This is a genomic window from Streptomyces sp. RK9 (genome assembly GCF_045070545.1).
Lineage (GTDB): Bacteria > Actinomycetota > Actinomycetes > Streptomycetales > Streptomycetaceae > Streptomyces > Streptomyces alboflavus.
In genome coordinates this window covers 2666828-2689058 of the sequence record NZ_CP173703.1, presented here as the reverse complement: position 1 = coordinate 2689058, position 22231 = coordinate 2666828, and the positions used below count along the sequence as shown (strand labels likewise).

18 protein-coding genes are annotated in these 22231 nt (G+C 69.9%); 6 read left to right on the top strand and 12 right to left on the bottom strand.

Annotated features, from left to right (window positions below):
• Positions 1–45: 45 nt before the first annotated feature.
• The 3 genes from AB6L24_RS10885 to AB6L24_RS10875 form a co-directional block, all read right to left on the bottom strand.
• Entirely contained in the window at positions 46–267 is a 222-nt protein-coding gene (locus AB6L24_RS10885) for a hypothetical protein (protein ID WP_030361377.1), read from the bottom strand.
• 189 nt (positions 268–456) lie between these two features.
• Entirely contained in the window at positions 457–573 is a 117-nt protein-coding gene (locus AB6L24_RS10880) for an SGM_5486 family transporter-associated protein (protein ID WP_087883525.1), read from the bottom strand.
• 89 nt (positions 574–662) lie between these two features.
• Positions 663–2063: a CynX/NimT family MFS transporter gene (locus tag AB6L24_RS10875; RefSeq protein WP_405654598.1), complete on the bottom strand. Its 1401-nt coding sequence runs from the start codon at positions 2061–2063 to the stop codon at positions 663–665.
• 122 nt (positions 2064–2185) lie between these two features.
• Between AB6L24_RS10875 and AB6L24_RS10870 the strand changes: the two genes are divergently transcribed.
• Entirely contained in the window at positions 2186–2872 is a 687-nt protein-coding gene (locus AB6L24_RS10870; protein ID WP_380851011.1) for a FadR/GntR family transcriptional regulator, read from the top strand.
• Between the two features lie 60 nt (positions 2873–2932).
• Here AB6L24_RS10870 and AB6L24_RS10865 read toward each other — a convergent pair whose 3' ends face one another.
• The 5 genes from AB6L24_RS10865 to AB6L24_RS10845 all read right to left on the bottom strand — a co-directional run bounded on the left by AB6L24_RS10865 (position 2933) and on the right by AB6L24_RS10845 (position 12661).
• On the bottom strand, positions 2933–3313 hold the full coding sequence (locus AB6L24_RS10865) for a hypothetical protein (protein ID WP_030361374.1): 381 nt from the start codon (positions 3311–3313) through the stop codon (positions 2933–2935).
• Positions 3314–3450: 137 nt separating this feature from the next.
• The gene (gene fabI, locus AB6L24_RS10860; protein WP_030361373.1) at positions 3451–4227 is read right to left on the bottom strand and encodes an enoyl-ACP reductase FabI; all 777 of its coding nucleotides are present in this window, start codon (positions 4225–4227) and stop codon (positions 3451–3453) included.
• 5 nt (positions 4228–4232) lie between these two features.
• Positions 4233–4952: a 3-oxoacyl-[acyl-carrier-protein] reductase gene (fabG, locus tag AB6L24_RS10855; protein WP_030361372.1), complete on the bottom strand. Its 720-nt coding sequence runs from the start codon at positions 4950–4952 to the stop codon at positions 4233–4235.
• 264 nt (positions 4953–5216) lie between these two features.
• Positions 5217–6716 (bottom strand): hypothetical protein, encoded by a 1500-nt coding sequence (locus AB6L24_RS10850; protein WP_405654595.1) that lies wholly within the window; start codon positions 6714–6716, stop codon positions 5217–5219.
• Positions 6713–12661, bottom strand: a complete 5949-nt coding sequence (locus tag AB6L24_RS10845) for a hypothetical protein (protein ID WP_405654593.1) — start codon at positions 12659–12661, stop codon at positions 6713–6715. The genes AB6L24_RS10850 and AB6L24_RS10845 overlap by 4 nt, the downstream gene beginning before the upstream one ends.
• A gap of 287 nt (positions 12662–12948) precedes the next feature.
• Between AB6L24_RS10845 and AB6L24_RS10840 the strand changes: the two genes are divergently transcribed.
• The 3 genes from AB6L24_RS10840 to tyrS all read left to right on the top strand — a co-directional run bounded on the left by AB6L24_RS10840 (position 12949) and on the right by tyrS (position 17318).
• Entirely contained in the window at positions 12949–14472 is a 1524-nt protein-coding gene (locus AB6L24_RS10840; protein ID WP_405654591.1) for a TldD/PmbA family protein, read from the top strand.
• Between the two features lie 88 nt (positions 14473–14560).
• Positions 14561–15952, top strand: a complete 1392-nt coding sequence (locus AB6L24_RS10835; RefSeq protein WP_405654589.1) for a metallopeptidase TldD-related protein — start codon at positions 14561–14563, stop codon at positions 15950–15952.
• A gap of 100 nt (positions 15953–16052) precedes the next feature.
• Complete coding sequence (gene tyrS, locus AB6L24_RS10830; RefSeq protein ID WP_087883532.1) at positions 16053–17318, top strand: tyrosine--tRNA ligase; 1266 nt, start codon at positions 16053–16055, stop codon at positions 17316–17318.
• 131 nt (positions 17319–17449) lie between these two features.
• On the opposite strand, the gene AB6L24_RS10825 is transcribed toward tyrS, so the two are convergent.
• Positions 17450–17725, bottom strand: coding sequence for a GlsB/YeaQ/YmgE family stress response membrane protein (locus tag AB6L24_RS10825; RefSeq protein WP_190116544.1), 276 nt, complete (start codon positions 17723–17725; stop codon positions 17450–17452).
• Between the two features lie 214 nt (positions 17726–17939).
• Here AB6L24_RS10825 and AB6L24_RS10820 point away from each other — a divergent pair, with 214 nt between their 5' ends.
• Both AB6L24_RS10820 and AB6L24_RS10815 read left to right on the top strand, forming a co-directional pair.
• Positions 17940–18329 (top strand): DUF3099 domain-containing protein, encoded by a 390-nt coding sequence (locus tag AB6L24_RS10820; RefSeq protein ID WP_051811140.1) that lies wholly within the window; start codon positions 17940–17942, stop codon positions 18327–18329.
• A 178-nt stretch (positions 18330–18507) separates the two neighbouring features.
• Positions 18508–18732: a hypothetical protein gene (locus tag AB6L24_RS10815; RefSeq protein ID WP_030361366.1), complete on the top strand. Its 225-nt coding sequence runs from the start codon at positions 18508–18510 to the stop codon at positions 18730–18732.
• A 7-nt stretch (positions 18733–18739) separates the two neighbouring features.
• Here the strand turns inward: AB6L24_RS10815 and moaA are convergent, their stop codons facing one another.
• The 3 genes from moaA to AB6L24_RS10800 all read right to left on the bottom strand — a co-directional run bounded on the left by moaA (position 18740) and on the right by AB6L24_RS10800 (position 21967).
• On the bottom strand, positions 18740–19756 hold the full coding sequence (gene moaA, locus AB6L24_RS10810) for a GTP 3',8-cyclase MoaA (protein WP_380851028.1): 1017 nt from the start codon (positions 19754–19756) through the stop codon (positions 18740–18742).
• A gap of 202 nt (positions 19757–19958) precedes the next feature.
• On the bottom strand, positions 19959–21602 hold the full coding sequence (locus tag AB6L24_RS10805; protein ID WP_380851031.1) for a cation acetate symporter: 1644 nt from the start codon (positions 21600–21602) through the stop codon (positions 19959–19961).
• Positions 21599–21967, bottom strand: a complete 369-nt coding sequence (locus tag AB6L24_RS10800) for a DUF485 domain-containing protein (protein WP_087883533.1) — start codon at positions 21965–21967, stop codon at positions 21599–21601. The genes AB6L24_RS10805 and AB6L24_RS10800 overlap by 4 nt, the downstream gene beginning before the upstream one ends.
• Positions 21968–22231 lie beyond the last annotated feature (264 nt).

The window sequence follows — 22231 nt, the reverse complement described above, 5'->3', positions numbered from 1 at the left end:
GGGCCGCGCGCCGCGCCGTGGGGGCAATCGCTCACGATCTCCGCGTCACGCCGCGATGCGCAGCATGTCCCGCAGGCGCTCCAGGATGTCCGTGACCGCGGGCTCGCTGCTCGCCGCGTGGGCGTCCGCCGGGTTCAGTATCAGCAGGAGCAGGGCCGCGAAGGCGATCGCGGGGAGGGCGATGGACCACCAGGGCAGCTGGATCTCGATGCCGGCCGGCTTCGCCTGGTCCGCCGGATCGCGTCGAGTGTGCGAACGGGCCGACATGCCGCCTCCATGGTCTTCGAGTGCTCCGTGCCGCGTCTTCGCGGCCACATCTCGAAGGTACGGAGTCCGGCGCCCTCAACCCATCCGGTGATCCACCCAGTTAACCCTGACACTGGCCCCCTAGGGGATGGTGGTGCTAGCCCCACCATCCTGCGACGCGGGGGCCCCGCGCCGCCTGCTGAGGGATCGTCAGGGGGAGGCCACCGTCGCGACGATTCCGATGATCACGGTGATGGCCAGCATCGCGCCGAGCACGAGGAGCAGCTTCTTCTGGCCGTTCTGGGGGTTCGGGTCGAGCACTGGCATGGGGCCAGTCTCGCACCCCGCGGGCGGACCGCGGTCCCCGGGGTCGGGCAGTCGCGGTCCCCTGGGCCAGACTGTCGCGGCCCCCGGGCTCAGGCAGTCGCCCGCGCGGCCTCCGCCCGCTGCGCCACCTCGTCCTCGATGGTGCGGTCGCGGCCCGCGAGGACGCCGACGGCGATCTGCGGCACCATCAGGCCCGCCATGAGCGCGATCGGCAGGCCCCAACCGCCGCTGTGCTGGTAGAGGACGCCGACGAGCAGCGGTCCCGGGATCGAGATCAGATAGCCGGTGCTCTGCGCGAAGGCGGACAGCTTGGCCACACCCGCGCTGCTCTTGGCGCGCATGCCGACCATCGTGAGGGCCAGCGGGAAGGCGCAGTTGGAGATGCCGCACAGCAGCGCCCAGGCCCAGGCGCCGCCCGCCGGGGCGAAGTACAGGCCCGCGTACCCGGCGAGCCCGCAGGCGCCGAGGGCGACCACCACGGGACCCTGGTGGGTGAGGCGCGTCGCCACGCGCGGGATGACGAAGGCGAGGGGCACGCCCATGGCCATCGTGACGGCAAGCAGCACACCGGCCTCACCGGCGGGCACGCCCGCGTCCCGGAAGATCTGCGGCAGCCAGCCCATCGTGATGTACGCGGCGGTGGCCTGGAGGCCGAAGAAGCAGGCCAGCGCCCAGGCGGTGCGGCTGTGGGTGATGCGCAGGCCCTCGTCCTGCTGCCGGACGGCCGCGGGCACCCGCTCGGAGCCGACGGCGTTCCCGCGGTCGCGCACCAGCGGGATCCACGGCACGACGGCCACGACGGCCACCGCCGCCCAGATGGCGAGGCCCGCGCGCCAGCTGCCGCCGAGCGCGTCGGTCACCGGCACGGTGACGGCGGCGGCGAGCGAGGTGCCGAGCGCGAGGGCCATGGAGTACAGGCCGGTCATCGAGCCGACGCGGTCCGGGAACCAGCGCTTGACGATCACCGGCATCAGGACGTTGCTGACGGCGATGCCCATCAGCGCGAGCGCGCTCGCGGCCAGGAAGCCGACGGTGCCGCCCAGGAAGGGGCGTATCAGCAGGCCCGTGGCGATGGCCACCATGCCGCCGCACACCACCGCGCCCGCGCCGAAGCGCCGGGCGAAGCGGGGCGCGAGGCTGCCGAAGGCCGCGAAGCACAGCGGCGGCACGGAGGTGAGGAGGCCGGCGAGGGTGCCGCTCATGCCGAGGCCGTCGCGCACCTCTTCGAGGAGGGCGCCGAGGCTGGTGATGGCGGGCCGCAGATTGAGGGCCGCGAGGACGATGCCGACGATCACGAGGCGCGTCGTCCACGCGCGCGTGGGCTGCTGTTTCACGGCCGTCGCCGCGGCTCGCGCGGGTCCGGCCCCGCCGGTCTCGTCGGTACCACCGGTGCCGCTCGCGCGTCCCGTGAGCACCTTCGGTGCCGTCGTCGCCGTACCCGTGGCCGTACCCGTCGCGGGACTCGTCGTCTTCGCTTCCTCACTCGCCATGAGAGCCATCATAGAATCATGGGATGATTGGCTGTCCAATCCGTTTCACGATGCAAGCACCAGCGGGCACCCGCCCGATCACCGTCCGGCCTCCCGTCCGACCGCTCGCCCGAAGGAACGCCATGCCCCTGACCACGCCGCGCCGCTCGGCGCTCTCCGAGCAGGTCATCTCCGAGCTGCGCAACCAGATCTCGTCCGGCGAGTGGCCGGTGGGCTCCCGCATCCCCACCGAGCCCGAGCTGGTCGAGCAGCTCGGCGTGGCCAGGAACACGGTGCGGGAGGCGGTCCGCGCCCTCGCCCACAACGGCCTGCTCGACATCCGGCAGGGCTCGGGCACCTATGTGGTCGCGACCAGCGAGCTCGCGGGCGTGATGCAGCGCAGGTTCGCCGACGCCCACCCGCGGCACATCGCGGAGCTGCGCGCCACGCTGGAGTCGAGCGCCGCGAAGCTGGCCGCCGAGCGGCGCACCGAGCGGGACCTGCGACAGCTGGACACGCTGCTCGCGCGCCGCGAGGAGGCCTGGGCCTCGGGCGACGCCGAGGCGTTCGTGACGGCCGACTCGACGCTGCACCTCGCGGTGGTGGCCGCGTCGCACAACGACGTCATGACGGCCATGTACGCGGACCTGGGCGAGGTGCTGCGGGACTGGCTGCGCGAGGACATCGGCCGGGAGCTGACGCCGGAGGCCTACATGGACCACGGGCGCCTGGTCGAGGCGATCCGGGCGGGGGACGCCGAGGCCGCGGCGGCGGAGGCGGCCAGCTACCCCTACCTGTGCCGCCCGGAGCGCTTGGCGGCCGACGCCTGACGTCCGCCCGCCCCACCGCTGTCCGGCCCCATCGCTGTCCCGCCCCACCACTGTCCGGCCTCACCGCTGGTGGCTGACCCACACCGAGCGGATCTCCTTCCAGCACCGCCCGGTGAGCCGCACCGTCCCGGCCGGTCCCGCGGCCACCGGAGCGCTGTCGCTGTCGACGTCCCACCACCGGTCGCACTCGATGTGCAGCCGGACCCGGTCGGTCTCGGGGTAGGGGTTGTGGCAGTACGCGACGGCCGTCGACCCCTGCACGCTGCTGCGGCACTCCGCGCCGAACGGCCGGTCCTCGCGGGCCGGTCGCGCGGCCCCGCCCCGGTCACCGCCGTCGGCCGCGCGGGTCACCGCTCCCCCGGCCGTGTGGGACGCGGCGTCATAGGGGAGGGCGACGAGCAGGGCGAGGGCGGCGAGCACCGCACCAGGTGACCAGCGCACACTTCAGGGTGCGCGGCCCGGGCCCGGGCGCGCCCGGTCAGGCGGCCGAACGGGCGACGCCCCGCCTCCCGCGCGCTGCGGGGGACGGGGCGTCGGCCACGTACGAAAGGCACGTACGGACTCGTACGAGGACCTGCTCAGGCACCCATCATGTGGACGCCGCCGTCGACGTGCACGACCTCGCCCGTCGTCTTCGGGAAGAAGTCCGACAGGAGGCCGACGACGCCGCGGCCCGCGGGCTCCGGGTCGGTGAGGTCCCAGCCGATGGGGGCGCGGTGGTTCCACACGTCCGCGAGCTCCTCGAAGCCCGGGATGGACTTGGCGGCCATGGACTTGATCGGGCCGGCCGAGACCATGTTGACGCGGACGTTGCGGCCGCCGAGGTCACGCGCCAGGTAGCGCCCGGTGGACTCCAGGGCGGCCTTGGCGACGCCCATCCAGTCGTACTTCGGCCAGGCGATGGAGCCGTCGAAGGTGATGCCGACGACCGAGCCGCCGCCGCGCTTCTCCATCAGCGGGAGCAGCGCCATGGTGAGCGACTTCAGGGAGTACGCCGAGACCTGGAGGGCCGTCGAGACGTCCGCCCAGTCCGCCTCCAGGAAGTTGAAGGCGCCCTGCGGGCCGAAGGCGATCGAGTGGACGACGCCGTCGATGCCCTCGTCGTCGCCGAAGTACTCGTTGACCTTGGCGGCCAGCGAGTCCAGGTGCTCCTGGTCGGTCACGTCCATCTCGATGACCGTGGTGGGCTTGGGCAGCCGCTTGGCGATGCGCTCCACGAGCGTGACGCGGCCGAAGCCGGTGAGGACGACCTCGGCGCCCTGCTCCTGGGCGACCTTCGCCGCGTGGAAGGCGATGGAGCCCTCCGTGAGGACGCCCGTGACGAGGATGCGCTTGCCGTCGAGAATTCCGCTCATGGTGATCAGTGACCCATGCCCAATCCGCCGTCAACCGGGATGACGGCTCCAGTGATGTACGAGGCGTCGTCCGACGCGAGGAACTTCACCGTCGCGGCGATCTCCTCGGGCTTGGCGTAACGGCCGAGCGGCACCTGCGACACGATGTTCGCGCGCTGCTCGTCCGTCAGCACCTGGGTCATGTCGGTGTCGACAAAACCGGGCGCGACGACGTTGAAGGTGAGGTTGCGAGAGCCCAGCTCCCGGGCGAGCGAACGCGCGAAGCCGACCAGGCCCGCCTTGGAGGCGGCGTAGTTCGCCTGCCCTGGCCCGCCGTAGAGGCCCACCACCGAGGAAATGAGGACGACCCGGCCCTTGCGGGCGCGCAGCATGCCGCGGTTGGCCCGCTTCACGACGCGGAAGGTGCCGGTGAGGTTGGTGTCGAGGACGGACGTGAAGTCCTCCTCGGACATGCGCATCAGGAGCTGGTCCTTGGTGATGCCCGCGTTGGCAACCAGGACCTCGACGGCTCCGTGCTTCTCCTCGATCTCCTTGTAGGCCTGCTCCACCATCTCGGTGTCGGTGATGTCGCACTTGACGGCGAGGACGCCGGCAGCGGTGAGGTCCTTGGGCGGCTCACCCGAGCGGTAGGTGATCGCGACCTTGTCGCCGGCGTCGGCGAACGCGCGGGCGATGGCGAGGCCGATGCCCCGGTTTCCTCCAGTGACGAGAACCGAGCGGCTCAACGGATCACCCTTTCGATAGCGGTCTGATACGCCGACCCGAACACCAGGATGACAGGCGGCTTCTCGGAAAACTTATCGGTCTCGCCCCGCTCCATGACAATCGGGCACCGACAGTGGCTAGTCCCGCCTCCTGTCAGGTTCCTACAGTGCGTGCGCTCATGGCGATGCGGACACGGTCCGTGCGACATGACGCACTGCCGACGCGGCACGTCACTATTTGCCCTTAAATAATCGTTTTGTCGACGTGATGTGTCTGATCCAGGTCTACTCGTCCCGGACCCAGCGACGGTCCGCTTCTGCGAGCCTTTCGCACAGCTCTCCGAGCGCGCTGTCACTCAGCGCCTCCCGGTGGGACAGCGCGTTGCGAGCTGCGACCAGGCTCCTGAGTAACCGTCGTTCCTCTGACGGCAGCCGAACATGCTCCTCGTTGCAGGCACGCAGCAGATCACCGGGCTCCGCACACCTGAACGTCCGCTCAGGACGGGTGCGATAGTCAGGGAGCCTGTTCCTCATATGGAGTTCCACGAGCTCCTTCACCGGACGGTTCACGTACGCGAGCGCCACTTCCGCGAGCCGTCGGCGCGCGTCTTCGAGCCAAGGCATCAGCACTCGGGCCTGCGCCTGGCTGACCAGGATGTTGAGCTGATCAGGGCGGCCCGATCCCCCGTCCCTGTGCCACACCGCAGGGTGGACCCTGGGCCTTCCCTCCCAGGACTGGACGATTCCGTCCGCCCACGCCTGACGCAGAGCCGAGGGCGGCTTGTGCTGGACGCCCGCACCGCTGCGTATCGCGGGACAGTCCGAACCAAGATCCCGCCGCAGCGCCACCAGGCAGGCGCGCAGGCTCTCGTCGAGGGTGCGGTCGCTGCCGTCCCACCGGCCGAGGAGCTCCATCGCGAGGCCGATGTCGGGCCCGGACAACTCCCCCACCACCTCCTCACGCACCGCGCGCAGCACACGAGTACGCAGAGCCGCACCGCTCGTACGGGACGGGCCGGGGATCAGGGACCCGCGAAGGCCGGCCAGGAGAGTGGCCGTGTCCAGTCGGCCCATCGTCCCCCACCACCAATGGACGGCGCTGGTCGCCAGCTCCAGTTCCAGTTCGTCGGGGAGCAGCGAGGGCAGATCCTGGAGACGGCTGGTCACCATGACCCTCGGCCGTTTCTCCGGAGGAAGCCCGACGTCCTTCGCCGCCGCCCCCAGAGCCCGGACAAGCCGGGCGATGTCTTGCCCGCGATCCGCTTCTCGCCCTCCCGGGCCTTGTGCCGAACCGGGCTCGGCCCACGCCCTGATCCCTATCACCGGACGCCACTGAGCTACGGGGTCGGTCAGTTCGTCGACCGTTCGGCCCGGGTCTACGGAGAGCTCCTTGGCAAGCCTGCTCATGAGTTCCGACGGGCCTGTGTCCCGGGGCGAGCGCGGCGCATCGGCGCATGCACGCGGGAAGTCCCATCCGATGTCGAATCCGTCATCGAAGCCGTCGAGCAACGGCACATCACCTGCCGCGTACGGTGGCCATGAGGTTTCGAACGTCTTCGGCGGCTGTTCCGTGGCTGTTGTCGGCTCAGGCACGTCAATGCGTTCAGGACAGCGATCCAGCACCATGCGGTGCAGTTCCCCCGCGATCCCGTGGGCGACCAACTCGTCCGGCATCAGCCACAGGCAACTGCGGCCCAGGGCCAGATCGGCCCCAATGCGTTCGAGTTGGTCACGCACTCCCGGCAGCCTGCCCAGATCCTCCCCTGTCAGACGCATGGTGATCACGCCCCGGAGAAGCGGGCCCGAACAGCGCGGAAAGTCACCGGATCCACGGTGATCCCATCGTCAGCCTCATCGACGATTCCCAGCCGGTCCAGGCGGATCAACCAGGCCTTCGCGTCCTGCTCGGAGAGTTCCACCGCCGCCGCCACGTCGTCTATGGGCACTCCCTGCGCCTCGTTGACGTATCCGTTCCACATACCCAGCAGGTCCAGGTCGCGGCGTTCCAAACCGGCCCATTCGCAGTGCTTGTCGAGATTGTCGCGCTTCTGGATCGTCCGGCTCACTGAGTCCAGCGCGTTGTCGAGCGTCGCACCTCTCTTGACGACATCCGCGATGGCGAGCTCCACCCACGAGGCCCAACCCCCCGTGACCTGGATGAGCCGGGAGCGCTCCGCCCTGGACACGAACGGGCATTCGGGCCAGGCGCGAAGGCTCTCCACCGTCCAGCGCTCCGGGTGCAGGAATCGCACCGCAGGCTGGTCCTCCTCCCTGAGGTCCCGCAGGTCGCCCACGGTCAGTGCGTCGGCGACCACGAGGACGGACCGATGGCCGGAGCGCTTGCGTCCTTCGGCCTGCCGTATATGGGAGTCGGCGGCAGGTCCGGCATGCTGCGCGCACGCGTCCACCGCGTCGATCAGCGCGGGAGCCGCGGCCCCCCGCAGATCAACGGTGAGAACGTAGTTCCGACGCAACCTGGACGCGGCAGCGAGCGCGACGCGGAGGTCTTCCTGCGCTGAGAGGCCGCGCACCTCCACGCCTCGCGCCTCTGCGAATTTCCCCGCCGCGACGATCATCAGCTCTGGCCGATACAGCCGCGTGGTGCCGATCACCGTGACCCCGGGCTGGGCCGCTTCGTGCAGTTGTCCTTCGGTGAGAGGGCTGTAGCGCGTCACGAACTGCTGGGCGTTGCTCAGACTGTCACGCCCCAGAAGCCGCCGGGCTGCTCGAGGGTCGTATTCATACGGCTGGCTGAACTCGGTCTCTCGGAGCTCCAGTTCGAGCTCCTCACGTGTGCCGAGCATGTTCACGACGTTGGGACTGCGCACGGCGAACCGCGAGCGGTCGCCCAGTTGGACGAGAAGGCCCAGGCCGACCATCTCCTTGAGATAGATCTGCACCTGCTTGACACCCAGCCCCTGGAAGCCCGCGGGCCATGCTTCACCGGCCCAGCGCAGCAGTTCCTCGGCGGAGTAGTCGCCACGATAGCCATTGGCGAGGCTGCGCAACGCGATAACCAGCGTCAGGACGCGATAGCGGTCCTCCAGATTGATCGTGAAGCGCAGCCGCTCCGCCAAGCGTGTGCGGACGGTGTCCGACCCGGCCACTTCTTGGACATCCGCCTCCGTGATCAGCGTGGGGCGGGCGTGACCGCGCTGGGCACGCTCCTGGAGGGTCTGCACGAGCTCGCTGCAGAAGATCTGCACCAGGTTGGCCTGGTAGTTGGTGATGGCCAGGATGCGCCATACGAGTTCCGGACGCTCGAAGACGAAGCCCAACGCCGTCATGGGCTCGGTGACCAGACGCACGGCGGCGGTCGGGTTGAGCGGGCCGACCAGGACGTCGGGGCCGCCGTGAGCTGTGGACACATTGGACAACTCGCCGAATCGCTGCACCTGATGCAGGCCTGCGAACACGACTTTGAGCCGCCTGTCGGTCTGCTCCATCAGGTGCTGGAACCGTTTGACGTTCTGGAACGTGGACTCGCCGCCGGAGCGGAATACCCGGCGTGAGTCGGCCGTCAAGAAGGCGTCCGCTTCGTCGGCGAGGATCAGCAGTCGACGGGAATCGTGCGCGTCCAACCAGCTTCGGATCTCCCTGGCGACAACGTCGGGCCCCGCGTGGTCCGAAACCCTCTTGGAGTCGATGACACGCTGGCGCTTCAGGTCCTCGGCGAGCAGGTTCCAAATCCGCTCGGGGGATTCGGCCTGGCCGATCTCGGCCTTCACGAGGTCCAGATAGACGGCCACGTTGGACTCGGAATGGCTCGGGAAGAGCTCGGCCACCCTGCGCAGCAGCGCGGACTTGCCCAACTGGCGCCCGCCATAGAGGAAGAGGCCACCTTCCGGGTTCATCACCTCCCGCAGTTCCTTGTCACGGCCGTAGAAGACCTCGGGGGGCACCGCGCCCGCGACGAACGGCGTGTAGGGGTCGTACGCGGCCCAGGGGAGCGTCACGCGCTGCAGCGCGCGAAACGCGCCCGGCGTACGCGCCGCCATCCAGCCGAAGACCGCCGGGTCGACAACGAGGGCCTGCTGCGCTCGCCGCCGCGCCACTTCGGTGAGCGTGCGCCGCCCTTCCAGCCCGAGCGGATGCAGATAGATCACGATGTTGGCGTCGACGTCGGCGTCTTCGAGGTGGGCGAGCGGTCCCTCCGCGCGCTGCTCTTCCCATATGAGAACTATCGTGTACGACGTCGCACGAGAACCAAGCGCCGCGACGTACCCAGCACCCTCGGTCACGCTCGCGCGCCCCTTGAACCTCCGCACACCCTGGCCCATGCGCTCGGCCTGGAAGGGTGCCACCGGTTTCAGTCCCAGCAGGCGCAGGACCTTGGGCAGGTGGTGACTCCAGTCACTGTTCCGGCCCTTCTTGGTGCACAGGGCCTTCCAGGAGGCGAGGCCGTCCTCGGCGTTGCGGGTGAGTTTGGTGCCGGACCCAAAGCGGTCGGCCCACCAGCCCGCGGGGACACCGTCGCCTCCGGGCGCGGGAGCCGCCGGACCGGTCAGCCCTTGAAGGAACTCGCGCAGCTCGACCCCCTCGTCGTCCGGGCCGTCGGGCAACCTCTGGCTGCTCTCGGTCAGGGCGAGGAACTCCTGAGCGGTGACCGTGTCGCCCTCGTCGATCAGACGCAGGATCCGGTCGTGGTCGGGCTCCGAGAGAGGACGCTCGGGGTCGAGCCTGAGTGCGTCCAGTCTGTCCCGCAGCAGTTTGGTGGATTCGGCGACCAGCTTCGTGAGCTCCGCCACGAGCTCACGCAAGGCCTCCAGTGCGTACCGGCAGCGTCCCTGTTCGTCTCCGTCCGCGAACTCCTGGAGGCGCCCGGTGAACTCGCGCTCGGTGTCGGGCTGCATCAGGTTGAGCGTCCTGATCTGCGCCAGGTGGGACGCGGCCACACCGTGACGTTCCGCGATCTTGCGCCGCCACGTCTTCTCGGCCTCGCGGCAGCGCCGTGTGGCGTCCTCCTGCCAGTCTCGCCCCGTGTCCGGGTCGGACGTGACCCGTCTCTCCACAGCCCGCGCCAGGGCCCGGGCCAGGTGGAGATCGCCTCGGCTCAGGTAGTCATCCAGAGCGGTGTCGGGCGAGGCGGGAGTCAGAAGACCGGTCATGGAGTGGGCCGTGCGGGGGTCAGCAAGGTCGGGTCGGCCGTCGGCGTCACGCGGCAACTGCGGTACGAAAAGGAGACAGTCCTCGGACGGCAGCAAGGCGTTGTCCGGCTTCACGAGAGATTCACCGGTGCCCACGAATTCACCGGTCAGCCAGGTCCTGAGGAGACCGAGCGCGGCTCCGCCGACTCCGGCCGGCACGTCGTAGGACGCCACCTCCAGGACAGCTGCCTCGAGTTGGGGGACCTGGGTTCCCGAGGCGGCTTTCCGAGCTCGGTCGGCGGCAGCCATCGCCTCCGCCTTCGTCACCAGTTCGGCAACCGACCGGATCGTCGTCTGCAACTGGCGCAGGGCGCCCGAGTGGATGGGTTCCCGTGCCTGCTTCGGGGTGCGGAAGCGGCTGTCCGCGTCCTCGATGAGCCAGTCGGCGCGCTCGCCCCGGCAGAGATCGTCGCTGATCGCCCGCAAGGCCGCACCGTCGTCGTTGTTGGAGCGAGCCCACTGGAGAACCACCCTCAACGCCTGGTTCAACTGTCCCGACGGGCCTGTCAGGTACTGAAGCACCCGAGAGGCGCGCTGGTACTTGATCTTCCGGCGAGGGAGGTCCTCGAGGAGGACCCGGGCGGATTCCTCGATGTCCTTCGTGGTGGGACGGTGTTCCGTCTCAAGGGAGTCGTCGACGGCCCCGGGGACGAACGTCTGGCACTCCCGAACAGCCGTCACGAGTACTGTCAGCAGGTCCTGCCAGGGCACCGAGAGTCCGGCCGGCATGGAGAAGTCGCTGACGAGCGCGTGCGGCCACCCAGCGGTGAGACCGGCCCTCAGGGCCGCCACGGTGGCCACAAGATGGGCTTCCCGGTCCTCCACGAGCTCCGCGGCCGCGAAGTCGTACTCCATCTGTGCCTGTGTGGCGCCGTCCACGTCGACGCAGGCGAAGGCGGCCGCCGTGAAGGCAAGCGCCTTGGCCCGGGCGGCGGACTCGTCCGACGCCTCGGTCATCCAGTAGGCGTGTGCCATCCGACCGTGCCCGACGAGTTCCACCACAGGAGGGACTCGTTCTCCCGTGCTCCAGGGCAGCGTCAGGTCCACTGCCCTGTGGGGCATGTCGACAGGCTCGCCGGATGCGGGCTCCGCCAAGGCGTCTGTGGGCGGCGCGGTGAGGGCGGCGGACTCCTCATCGGCGGTGGGTTCCGTGCCGAGACTCTCCCGTTCGGTCTGCACCGGACGATGGGCTCGGTTTCGGTCCTGTCCCTGGGCGTGGTCCTGAGCACGGGTCTGCCCCTGTGTCGGCGACACCGTTCGCTGCTGAGCCGAAAGGGCTGAGGTCGGCTCCGTCGAGGGCTGCGGACGGTTCTCGCGCTCCGGTCGCTGTGCGCTCTCCCCCGGCGTTCCCTCGGAAGGGCCCTGCTCCTCGGACGATTCCCGGGCCTGTCCGCATGTCGCCGCTTCAGTCGATGCGGACGACGGAGATGCGACGTCCTGCGACATCGCGTCCCGACTCTCGGTGGCGTCGGGCACCTGCGTCACCTGGCCGGACGCGGATGTCGGAGTCGCCTGGCGGGGTGCCGCACCCTCGTCGACACCCTCAAGCGCAGAGATTCGGTCGAGGATCCCGTCTAAGGCCATCCGTAACCCCTCGGCCTCGGCTTCGCCCTCCGCGTCCGCGATCCACTGCTCGTACTGGGCGGCTCGCTGCCTGAGCTTCGCCAACTGACCTGCCCGGCGCGCTCGTTCTACACGGAGCGCGTCGATCCGGTCGAGTTCGGCATCCAACTCCTCATAGCCCTCTCCGGCAGGCCAGCGGACCCCCTGGACGGCAACCGACTGCGCCAGCAGGGCGCGCGCGTGGACCCAGGCGGACAGCTGGGCACCAACAGTCTGCGTTTCCTCCGGAGCTTTCCCTTCCGCCACCTCGGCAGCAACGCCGCGCAGCGCCTGGACCAGCTCCGCACCGCCGGACCGCAGCTCGGCCAGAACACCCCGGGCTTCATCCGTGCCGGCGGTGTCGCTGCACGCGCCTTCCTTCGAGGAATCCGTCGCTGCCGCCATCTCAGGATCCGCCTTCTCCTCGCCCATCTCTGCGGCTCTTCCCTCCTGCTCGCTCTCTCGCTCGACCGTGCCGCTCTCGTCGGCGAGCGCTGGTCCTATCTCCCGTGCGTTCGGGGGAGGTTCGCGCTCTGCAAACAGGGTGAGCCGCTCACGGTTCACCACCGCGATCGCTGCGGCGGGCTGTCCCTTCACCCCCGGCCGGAGCAGGCCGTAGAGAGCACATCGCGCCAGCGGTGGTTCAAGGACCTTGAACATCAAGGACAGTTGACTGTCCGTAGGATCCCTCACCACGCTTCGCGGGAACCCGTAGAAGCTGTCCAGCACGTGTGCCGCCCAGGCGACACCGCAAGCGGACACACCCAAGAGGTTCGACTCGGATGCCGTGGTCAACCACACGCGCGCCGAATGCACTTCGCGCCGCGACACCCCGGGGACGCCTTTCGGATCCCTGACTCGGCGCCGATGGGCGTCGCAGTTCCTGCGCCGCAGGCACTGATGGTATGTCAGCAGTCGTCGCATACCGCGCTCGTCGAGCGACATGAGCCATGCACGAAATTCCTGCCCCCACTCCTGCATGGGCAGATACTGTCACTTGCCACTGACAATGTGGCCGCCTCTCGGAAACTCAGGGGTCGCAGACCGTCTTCGCGGGGGCAACGCCGAGGCGCGCCCACCCCGGATCGCCTCCCGCCTCGCGCCCCTCGACGACAGTTGGGCAGGCGTCTTCCCGGATCCAGCCACGCGTCGACGAGCAGCCACCGACTCGACGCCGAGCTGTGTGGATTTCCAGCGGATACGACCGGTCGAACATGATTCACTGCCTGCGACGGCCAGAGCAGGCGAGCACCGAAGGGATTCCACCTGTGCCCCACGAAATCGATCAATCATTTCTGGCACTCCCGTTGCGGGCGCTCGCCGACGCCGCGCTCGCCCGCGCGCGGGCGCTGGGCGCCCAGCACGCGGACTTCCGGCTCGAGCGGGTGCGCAGCGCGTCCTGGCGGCTGCGGGACGCCAAGCCGGCCGGGTCGTCCGACACCACGGATCTGGGATACGCGGTGCGGGTGGTGCACGACGGGGCGTGGGGGTTCGCCTCGGGCGTCGATCTGACGATGGACGCGGCGGCGCGGGTCGCCTCGCAGGCCGTCGCGATGGCGAAGCTGTCGGCGCAGGTGATCAAGGCCGCCGGGTCCGACGAGCGCGTGGAGCTCGCGGCCGAGCCGGTGCACGCGGACCGGACCTGGGTGTCCGCGTACGAGATCGACCCCTTCTCCGTGCCGGACGCGGAGAAGACGGGGCTGCTCGCGGAGTGGAGCGCGCGGCTGCTCGGCGCCGCCGGCGTCGCGCACGTGGACGCCTCGCTGCTCGCCGTGCACGAGAACAAGTTCTACGCGGACACCGCGGGCACGGTGACCACCCAGCAGCGGATGCGTCTGCATCCGCAACTGACCGCCGTCGCCGTCGACGAGTCCAGCGGCGAGTTCGACTCGATGCGCACCATCGCCCCGCCGGTCGGCCGCGGCTGGGAGTACCTCACCGGGAACACCTGGGACTGGGCGGGCGAGCTCGACCGGATCCCGGAGCAGTTGGCGGAGAAGATGCGGGCGCCGAGCGTCGAGGCGGGCCGCTACGACCTCGTCGTCGACCCGTCGAACCTGTGGCTGACGATCCACGAGTCCATCGGCCACGCCACGGAGCTGGACCGCGCGCTCGGCTACGAGGCGGCGTACGCGGGCACCTCCTTCGCGACCTTCGACCAGCTCGGCAAGCTGGCGTACGGCTCGTCCCTGATGAACGTGACGGGTGACCGCACGGCCGAGCACGGGCTCGCGACCATCGGCTACGACGACGAGGGCGTGGCCGCGCAGTCGTGGGACCTGGTCAAGGACGGCACCCTCGTCGGCTACCAGCTGGACCGGCGGATCGCGAAGCTCACCGGCTTCGAGCGGTCCAACGGCTGCGCGTACGCCGACTCCCCCGGGCACGTCCCGGTGCAGCGCATGGCGAACGTCTCGCTGCAGCCGGATCCCGGCGGGCTCTCCACGGAGGACCTGATCAGCGGCGTCGACCGGGGCATCTACGTGGTCGGCGACCGCTCCTGGTCCATCGACATGCAGCGCTACAACTTCCAGTTCACGGGACAGCGCTTCTACAGGATCGAGAACGGGCGGCTCACCGGGCAGCTGCGCGATGTCGCCTACCAGGCGACGACCACCGACTTCTGGGGCTCGATGACGGCGATCGGCGGCCCGCAGACGTACGTCCTCGGCGGCGCCTTCAACTGTGGCAAGGCCCAGCCGGGCCAGGTCGCGGCCGTGTCGCACGGCTGCCCCTCCGCCCTCTTCTCGGGCGTCAACATCCTCAACACCACGCAGGAGGCCGGGCGATGATCAACTGCGGCACCCACGGAATCGGCTGGGGGTCCGGGGGTTACTCCCCGGGAAAGCACCGTCTCAACACCACGCAGGAGGCCGGTCGATGAGCCGCACCACCAAGCCGCACGAGATCGTCGAGCGCGCCCTGGAGCTGTCCACCGCCGACGGCTGCGTGGTGATCGCCGACGAGGAGTCGACCGCGAACCTGCGCTGGGCCGGCAACGCGCTCACCACGAACGGCGTCACCCGCGGCCGCACCCTCACCGTCATCGCCACGGTCGACGGCAAGGAGGGCACCGCGTCCGGTGTCGTCTCGCGGTCCGCGGTGACCGCCGCCGACCTGGAGCCGCTGGTGCGGGCCGCCGAGGCCGCGGCGCGCACGGGAGGGCCCGCGGAGGACGCGCAGCCGCTGGTGGCCGACGCCCCGGCGTCGCCGGACTTCACGGACGCGCCCGCCGAGACGTCGTCGGCGGTCTTCGTGGACTTCGCGCCCGCGCTCGGCGAGGCGTTCGCCCGCGCCCGGGCGGGCGGCCGTGAGCTGTACGGCTTCGCCAACCACGAGCTGACCTCCACCTACCTCGGCACGTCGACGGGGCTGCGGCTGCGCCACGACCAGCCGAGCGGCACCCTGGAGCTGAACGCGAAGTCCCCGGACCGCACCCGCTCGGCGTGGGCGGGCCGGGCGACCCGTGACTTCAAGGACGTCGACCCGGGCGCCCTGGACGAGGAGCTCGCGCGGCGCCTGGCCTGGGCGGAGCGGCGGGTGGAGCTGCCCGCCGGGCGGTACGAGACGCTGCTTCCGCCGACCGCCGTCGCGGACCTGCTGATCTACCAGCTGTGGTCGTCGGCGGGCCGGGACGCCGCGGAGGGCCGCACGGTGTTCTCCAAGCCGGGAGGCGGCACCCGGGTCGGCGAGCGGATCTCGGAGCTGCCGCTGACGCTGCGCAGCGACCCGAACGAGCCGGGCCTGGAGTCGGCGCCGTTCGTCCTCGCGCACGCCTCCGGCGACGACGCGTCGGTGTTCGACAACGGACTGCCGCTGCGGCCCACCGAGTGGCTGCGCGGGGGCGAGCTGGCGCAGCTCACGACGACCCGGCACAGCGCGGCCCTGACGGGCCTGCCGGTGGCCCCGGTGATCGACAACCTGATCCTCGACGGCGGCTCGGACCGCTCCCTCGACGACATGGTCGCGGCCACCGAGCGCGGCCTGCTCCTGACCTGCCTGTGGTACATCCGCGAGGTGGACCCGGCGACGCTGCTGCTCACCGGCCTGACCAGGGACGGCGTGTACCTGGTGGAGAACGGCGAGGTGGTCGGCGAGGTGAACAACTTCCGGTTCAACGAGTCGCCGGTGGACCTGCTGTCGCGGGCCGCTGAGGCGGGCCGTACGGAGAAGACGCTGCCGCGCGAGTGGGGCGACTGGTTCACCCGGGCCGCGATGCCCGCGCTGCGGGTCCCCGATTTCAATATGAGCTCTGTCAGCCAGGGCGTATAACCTCGGAGACCGCACCCGCGGTACGCCGGGGTGCACGCATCCTCTGACACCGCACCCCCGAGGTGCGTGGTCGAAGCACACCCAAGGAGACACGAGACCCGTGACGGACATCGTCGACGAGCTGAAGTGGCGGGGGCTGTTCTCGCAGTCCACCGACGAAGAAGCACTGCGCAAGGCGCTCGCGGACGGTCCCGTCACGTTCTATTGCGGCTTCGACCCGACGGCGGCCAGCCTGCACGTCGGGCATCTGGTGCAGGTCCTGACCGTGCGCCGCCTGCAGCAGGCGGGCCACCGCCCGCTCGCCCTGGTGGGCGGCGCCACGGGCCAGATCGGCGACCCGCGGCCGACCGCGGAGCGCACCCTGAACGACCCGGAGACGGTCGCGAACTGGGTGTCCCGGCTGCGCTCGCAGATCGAGCCGTTCCTGTCCTTCGAGGGCGAGAACGCCGCGGTCATGGTCAACAACCTGGACTGGACCGCGGGGATGTCCGCGATCGAGTTCCTGCGGGACATCGGCAAGCACTTCCGCGTGAACAAGATGCTCACCAAGGACTCGGTCGCCCGCCGCCTGGAGTCGCAGGAGGGCATCAGCTACACGGAGTTCAGCTACCAACTGCTCCAGGGCATGGACTTCCTGGAGCTCTACCGCCGCCACGGCTGCACCCTGCAGCAGGGCGGCAGCGACCAGTGGGGCAACCTCACGGCGGGCATCGACCTGATCCACCGCCTGGAGCCGGACGCGACCGTGCACGCGCTCGCGACGCCCCTGATGACCAAGTCCGACGGCACCAAGTTCGGCAAGACCGAGGGCGGCGCCGTCTGGCTCGACCCGGAGATGACGACGCCGTACGCGTTCTACCAGTTCTGGCTGAACGTGGACGACCGGGACATCTCGCCGTACCTGCGCATCCTGAGCTTCCGCTCCCGCGAGGAACTGGAAGAGCTGGAGAAGCAGACCGAGGAGCGCCCGCAGGCGCGCGCCGCGCAGCGCGCGCTCGCCGAGGAGCTGACCACCCTGGTGCACGGCGCCGACCAGTGCGCGGCCGTGATCGCCGCGTCGAAGGCGCTGTTCGGCCAGGGCGATCTGGTCGACCTGGACGAGGCGACGCTGGCGGCGGCGCTGTCCGAGCTGCCGCACATCCAGGTCGCCGATCTCGGCCCGGTCGTGGACCTGTTCGCGGAGGTCGGCCTGGTGGCGAGCAAGTCGGCCGCGCGCCGCACGGTCAAGGAGGGCGGCGCGTACGTGAACAACACGAAGGTCGCCGCCGAGGACGCCGTGGCGGACCGCGCCGACCTGCTGCACGGGCGCTGGCTGGTGCTCCGGCGCGGCAAGAAGAACCTGGCGGCGGTCGAGGTCACGGGCTGACCGCCCGGATCAGGGCCACGGCCTGACCGTCAGGCACAGCACGGCGCCGTCAGGCACAGCACGGCAGAGGGGCCGGTCCGCACGGACCGGCCCCTCTGCTTCTCCCCGCCGTCGGGCTCGGCTCCCGGCCGCTAGGTCGTCTGTTTGCCGCCCTTGATCATCTTGTACGCGGCGTCGCCGAGACCCACCACCACGAGCGCCGCGGCCAGCTGGAGGGCGTGCCGCCCCCAGTCGATGCCCTTGGTCTCGTCGATGCCGAAGCCCGCGGCCATCCAGTTGCCGAGCACGGCGCCGATGATGCCGAAGATCGTCGTCAGCCAGAGCGGACTGTGCTGCTTGCCCGGCAGGATCGCCTTGGCGATGAGACCAAGCACGAATCCCACGATGATCGCCCACAACCAGCCCATAGCTGCCTCCTCAGACGGCTCGACATGAGCATTACGCTCAGTGTCGGCCCATCCGCCATACGGCGCATGTCGGGCACCTCCATACGTGGCGCGACGCAGCCCCCACCAGGAGCCGAGCCGCCCCCCGGTCTACGCGTCGGCGCAGGCGCGGCGTAACGTGGTGGAGCGTCCAGGCCGGGGAGAGCCTGGCATGACGGGCAGGCGGTGGAACGTGATGCGGAAGCAGAGCAGCGCCCAGGTCTTCCGGATCACCGGGGCCCGGCAAGGCCTCGCGGACGACATCAAGGGCCGGCAGCGACGGTATGTGATCTCGATGTCGGTCCGTACTGTTTCAGTCATTGCCGCCGCGGTGCTCTGGAACGTCGAGCGGCACGTCGCTCTGGTCGCGCTGGTACTCGGAGTGCTGCTTCCGTACGTCGCCGTGGTGATCGCCAACGCGGGCCGCGAGAACGCTCCGTCGCTGCCGTCAACCTTCGTACCGGCACCGTCGCGGCCGATGCTGCCGCCGACGGCGACCCGTGAACGGGCCGCGGAACCCGTCCCGGAAGATGTGACCGGGGTCACGCACGAGGACGTGAAGGCGCGGTCGGGCGAACAGAGTTGACCGTCGACCTTACGCCAAGCTCAAGAAATGCTCAGATCAATCATGTAGTTCCAGTGCCAGGCGGCCGGTTCCCCGTGACATACTTCGTACGCGCTCCGCATCCCCCGTCGGAGCGACAGACCGACGCCGGGCAGCTCCCCCCGTGGCTGCTCGGCGTCGCCTTGTTTGGGATGAGTACGTGAGCGACGAAACACCGATCTGTTCCGCCAAGGGCTGCCGCGTCGCCGCGGTCTGGGTGCTCGCCTGGAACAACCCGAAGATCCACACGCCGGAGCGTCGCAAGACCTGGGTCGCGTGCGACGAGCACCGCGAGCACCTGTCCCAATTCCTGGGCGTACGAGGCTTCTTGAAGGACGTCGTGCCGCTCGCCGAGTGGGAGCAGCCGGAGGGCTCCACCGGCTGACCCGGCACTAGCCGCCGATCGCCGACATCGGCCGGTCGGGCTGGAGGAACGACGGGTCGTCGAGGCCGGAGCCCGCCTTCTTGCCCCACATCGCGAGCCGCCAGATGCGGGCGATCTCCTCGTCCGCGCCCTCGTCGGGACCTTCGGCACCCTCGGGCGCCGCCCGCAGCGCCGCCCGCAGGTCGGTCTCCTCGCTGGCGAACAGGCAGGTGCGCACCTGGCCGTCGGCCGTGAGGCGGGTGCGGTCGCAGGCGGAGCAGAACGGGCGCGTGACGGAGGCGATCACGCCGACGCGGTGCGGGCCGCCGTCGACGACCCAGCGCTCGGCCGGGGCGGAGCCGCGCTTCTCGGAGCCCTCCTCGGTGAGGGTGAAGCGGGTGCGCAGCGAGGTCAGGATGTCACCGGCCGTGATCATGCCGTCGCGCTTCCAGCCGTGCTGGGCGTCCAGGGGCATCTGCTCGATGAAGCGCAGTTCGTAGTCGTTCTCCACGGCCCAGGCGAGGAGGTCCGGGGCCTCGTCGTCGTTCAGGCCCGGCATCAGGACGGAGTTGACCTTGACCGGGGTCAGGCCCGCCTCGCGGGCGGCTTCGAGCCCTTCGAGGACGTCGCGGTGGCGGTCGCGGCGGGTGAGGGTCTTGAAGACGTCCGGGCGCAGGGTGTCCAGGGAGACGTTGACCCGGTCGAGGCCCGCCTCCTTCAGGGCCTTGGCGGTGCGCTTGAGGCCGATGCCGTTCGTCGTCAGGGACATCTTGGGGCGCGGCTCCAGGGCGGCGCAGCGCTCGACGATGCCGACGAGGCCGGGGCGGAGCAGGGGCTCGCCGCCGGTGAAGCGGACTTCCTCGATGCCGAGGCGCGTGACGGCTATGCGGATGAGCCGGACGATCTCGTCGTCCGTGAGCAGGTCCGGCTTGGCCAGCCACTGCAGGCCCTCTTCCGGCATGCAGTACGTGCACCGCAGATTGCACCGGTCGGTCAGTGAAACCCGCAGATCGGTGGCCACTCGGCCGTACGTGTCGATGAGCACGTGGGCCCCCTCCCCGGTCCGGATCGGCAGTGTGGCGTGGTGACGCCCTTTGAGTACGAGCCTACGTGACGGTACCGACATCGAAGAGGGGCATGATCCAACAGGAGCGGCGCGACCGCGTCGTAGAGATCTACGACGATCTCGACGGCGCGGCCGCGCCGGGGTGCCCCGGGCGGGCCCGCGGTGAGCGGGCCCGGTCGGCTCAGTGGGCTCCGGTGCCGGTCAGGGACCGGACCTCCAGCTCCGCGTACTTCTCCTTGTCGGGCTCCTCCTTCGACAGGACGGTGCCGAGCCAGCCGAGCAGGAAGCCGACCGGGATGGAGATCAGGCCCGGGTTCTCCAGCGGGAACCAGTGGAAGTCGACGCCCTTGAACATGGACGTCTTCTCGTTGCCGGAGACGACGGGCGAGAACAGCACCAGGACGACGGCGGTGGTGAGGCCGCCGTAGATCGACCACAGCGCGCCCTGGGTGGTGAACCGCTTCCAGAAGAGGCTGTAGAGGATCGTCGGCAGGTTCGCCGACGCGGCCACCGCGAAGGCGAGGGCCACCAGGCCGGCCACGTTCAGGTCGCGGGCGAGGGCGCCGAGGCCGATCGAGACCAGGCCGATGAAGACGGTCGCCCAGCGCGCGGCCTTGACCTCCTGTTTCTCGCTGGCCTGGCCCTTCTTGATGACGTTGGCGTAGATGTCGTGCGCGAACGACGAGGACGAGGCGAGGGTGAGACCCGCGACGACCGCGAGGATCGTGGCGAACGCGACCGCGGAGATCGTCGCCAGCAGGATGGCGCCCCAGTTGGAGTCCACTCCCCCCAGATGGAGGGCGAGCAGGGGCGCCGCGGTATTGCCCGCCGGATTGGAGTCGGTGATCTCCTTGGGCGAGATCAGCGCGGCGGCGCCGAAGCCGAGGGCGATCGTCATCAGGTAGAAGGCGCCGATGATGCCGATGGCCCAGTTCACGGACTTCCGGGCGGCCTTCGCCGTCGGCACCGTGTAGAAGCGGATGAGGATGTGCGGCAGGCCCGCGGTGCCGAGGACCAGGGCGATGCCGAGCGAGATGAAGTCCAGCTTGGACGTCGCCGTCGCGCCGTACTTCAGTCCCGGCTCCAGGAACGGCGCGCCCTTGCCGCTGTTCTCGGCGGCGCTGCCGAGCAGGTCGGAGATGTTGAAGTCGAACTTCAGGAGCACCAGGAAGGTCAGCAGGAGCGCGCCCGCGATCAGCAGCACGGCCTTGACCATCTGCACCCAGGTGGTGCCCTTCATGCCGCCGATGGTGACGTACACGATCATCAGGACGCCGACGAGCGCGACGATGGCGACCTTGCCGCCGTCGCTGGTGATGCCGAGGAGCAGCGAGACCAGGACGCCCGCGCCCGCCATCTGCGCGAGCAGGTAGAAGATCGAGACGACGATGGTGGAGGTGCCCGCGGCGGTGCGCACGGGGCGCTGGCGCATGCGGTACGCGAGGACGTCGCCCATGGTGTAGCGGCCGGAGTTGCGCAGCGGCTCGGCGACCAGGAGCAGCGCCACCAGCCAGGCGACCAGGAAGCCGATGGAGTACAGGAAGCCGTCGTAGCCGAACAGGGCGATGGCGCCCGCGATGCCGAGGAAGGACGCGGCGGACATGTAGTCGCCGGAGACGGCGAGGCCGTTCTGGAAGCCGGTGAACTGTCGTCCGCCCGCGTAGAAGTCGGCGGCGCTCTTGGTCTGCCGGCCCGCCCACACGGTGATGACGAGGGTGGCGACGACGAAGACCGCGAACAGTGTGATGATCAGCGGCCGGTGCTCGCTGGCCTCGTTCGCGGCCAGCACGGTGCTCTGCGCCGTGTGGAGCTGAAGGGTGCTCACGCGCCGCCCTCCATCCGGGACTTGATGGCGTCGGCCTTGGGGTCGAGCTTGCTGGCGGCGTGCCGGGAGTACCACCAGGCGATGAGGAACGTGGTCAGGAACTGGGCGAGGCCGAGGACCAGGGCCACGTTGATGTTGCCGAGCACCTTGGTGCCCATGAAGTCGCCCGCGTAGTTCGAGAGCAGGACGTACACCAGGTACCAGGCGATGAACGCGATGGTCAGCGGGAACGCGAACGAGCGGTGGGCGGTGCGCAGTTCACCGAACTCCGCGCTCTGCTGCACCGCGACGAACTCCTCCGTGGAGGGCGTGACGGGGGTGGGTTCTGAGCCGCCCTTCGATGGTGGCGGTACGTCGGTGGCCACGGAGTCTCCTCGTGGGACGGGGGTGGTGGGGAGGTGTGGTGCCGGGGCGGGGGGTTCGGGGAGGTGGGGGGAGTCGGAGGTGGTGCGGTGCATGGGGGTCTGCGTTCTCTGCTCTCGGGCCGTCGTGGGTGGCACGGATAGTGACACGGATCACGTGGCCGCGGATGGTGATGCTAAGCCCCGGGGACGTGATCCGACAGGGGGTCGATATTGCTTCTGTCCGCTGTTCAACGTCTCGGCGGCACGCCCGAAGCGGTCGAACTC

Excerpts from the sequence above, each read along its gene's own strand:
- AB6L24_RS10885 (WP_030361377.1), bottom strand. The coding sequence starts at position 267 with ATGTCGGCCCGTTCGCACACTCGACGCGATCCGGCGGACCAGGCGAAG.
- AB6L24_RS10880 (WP_087883525.1), bottom strand. The coding sequence starts at position 573 with ATGCCAGTGCTCGACCCGAACCCCCAGAACGGCCAGAAGAAGCTGCTC.
- AB6L24_RS10875 (WP_405654598.1), bottom strand. The coding sequence starts at position 2,063 with ATGGCGAGTGAGGAAGCGAAGACGACGAGTCCCGCGACGGGTACGGCC.
- AB6L24_RS10870 (WP_380851011.1), top strand. The coding sequence starts at position 2,186 with ATGCCCCTGACCACGCCGCGCCGCTCGGCGCTCTCCGAGCAGGTCATC.
- fabI (WP_030361373.1), bottom strand. The coding sequence starts at position 4,227 with ATGAGCGGAATTCTCGACGGCAAGCGCATCCTCGTCACGGGCGTCCTC.
- AB6L24_RS10845 (WP_405654593.1), bottom strand. The coding sequence starts at position 12,661 with ATGCAGGAGTGGGGGCAGGAATTTCGTGCATGGCTCATGTCGCTCGAC.
- AB6L24_RS10835 (WP_405654589.1), top strand. The coding sequence starts at position 14,561 with ATGAGCCGCACCACCAAGCCGCACGAGATCGTCGAGCGCGCCCTGGAG.
- AB6L24_RS10825 (WP_190116544.1), bottom strand. The coding sequence starts at position 17,725 with ATGGGCTGGTTGTGGGCGATCATCGTGGGATTCGTGCTTGGTCTCATC.
- AB6L24_RS10820 (WP_051811140.1), top strand. The coding sequence starts at position 17,940 with ATGCGGAAGCAGAGCAGCGCCCAGGTCTTCCGGATCACCGGGGCCCGG.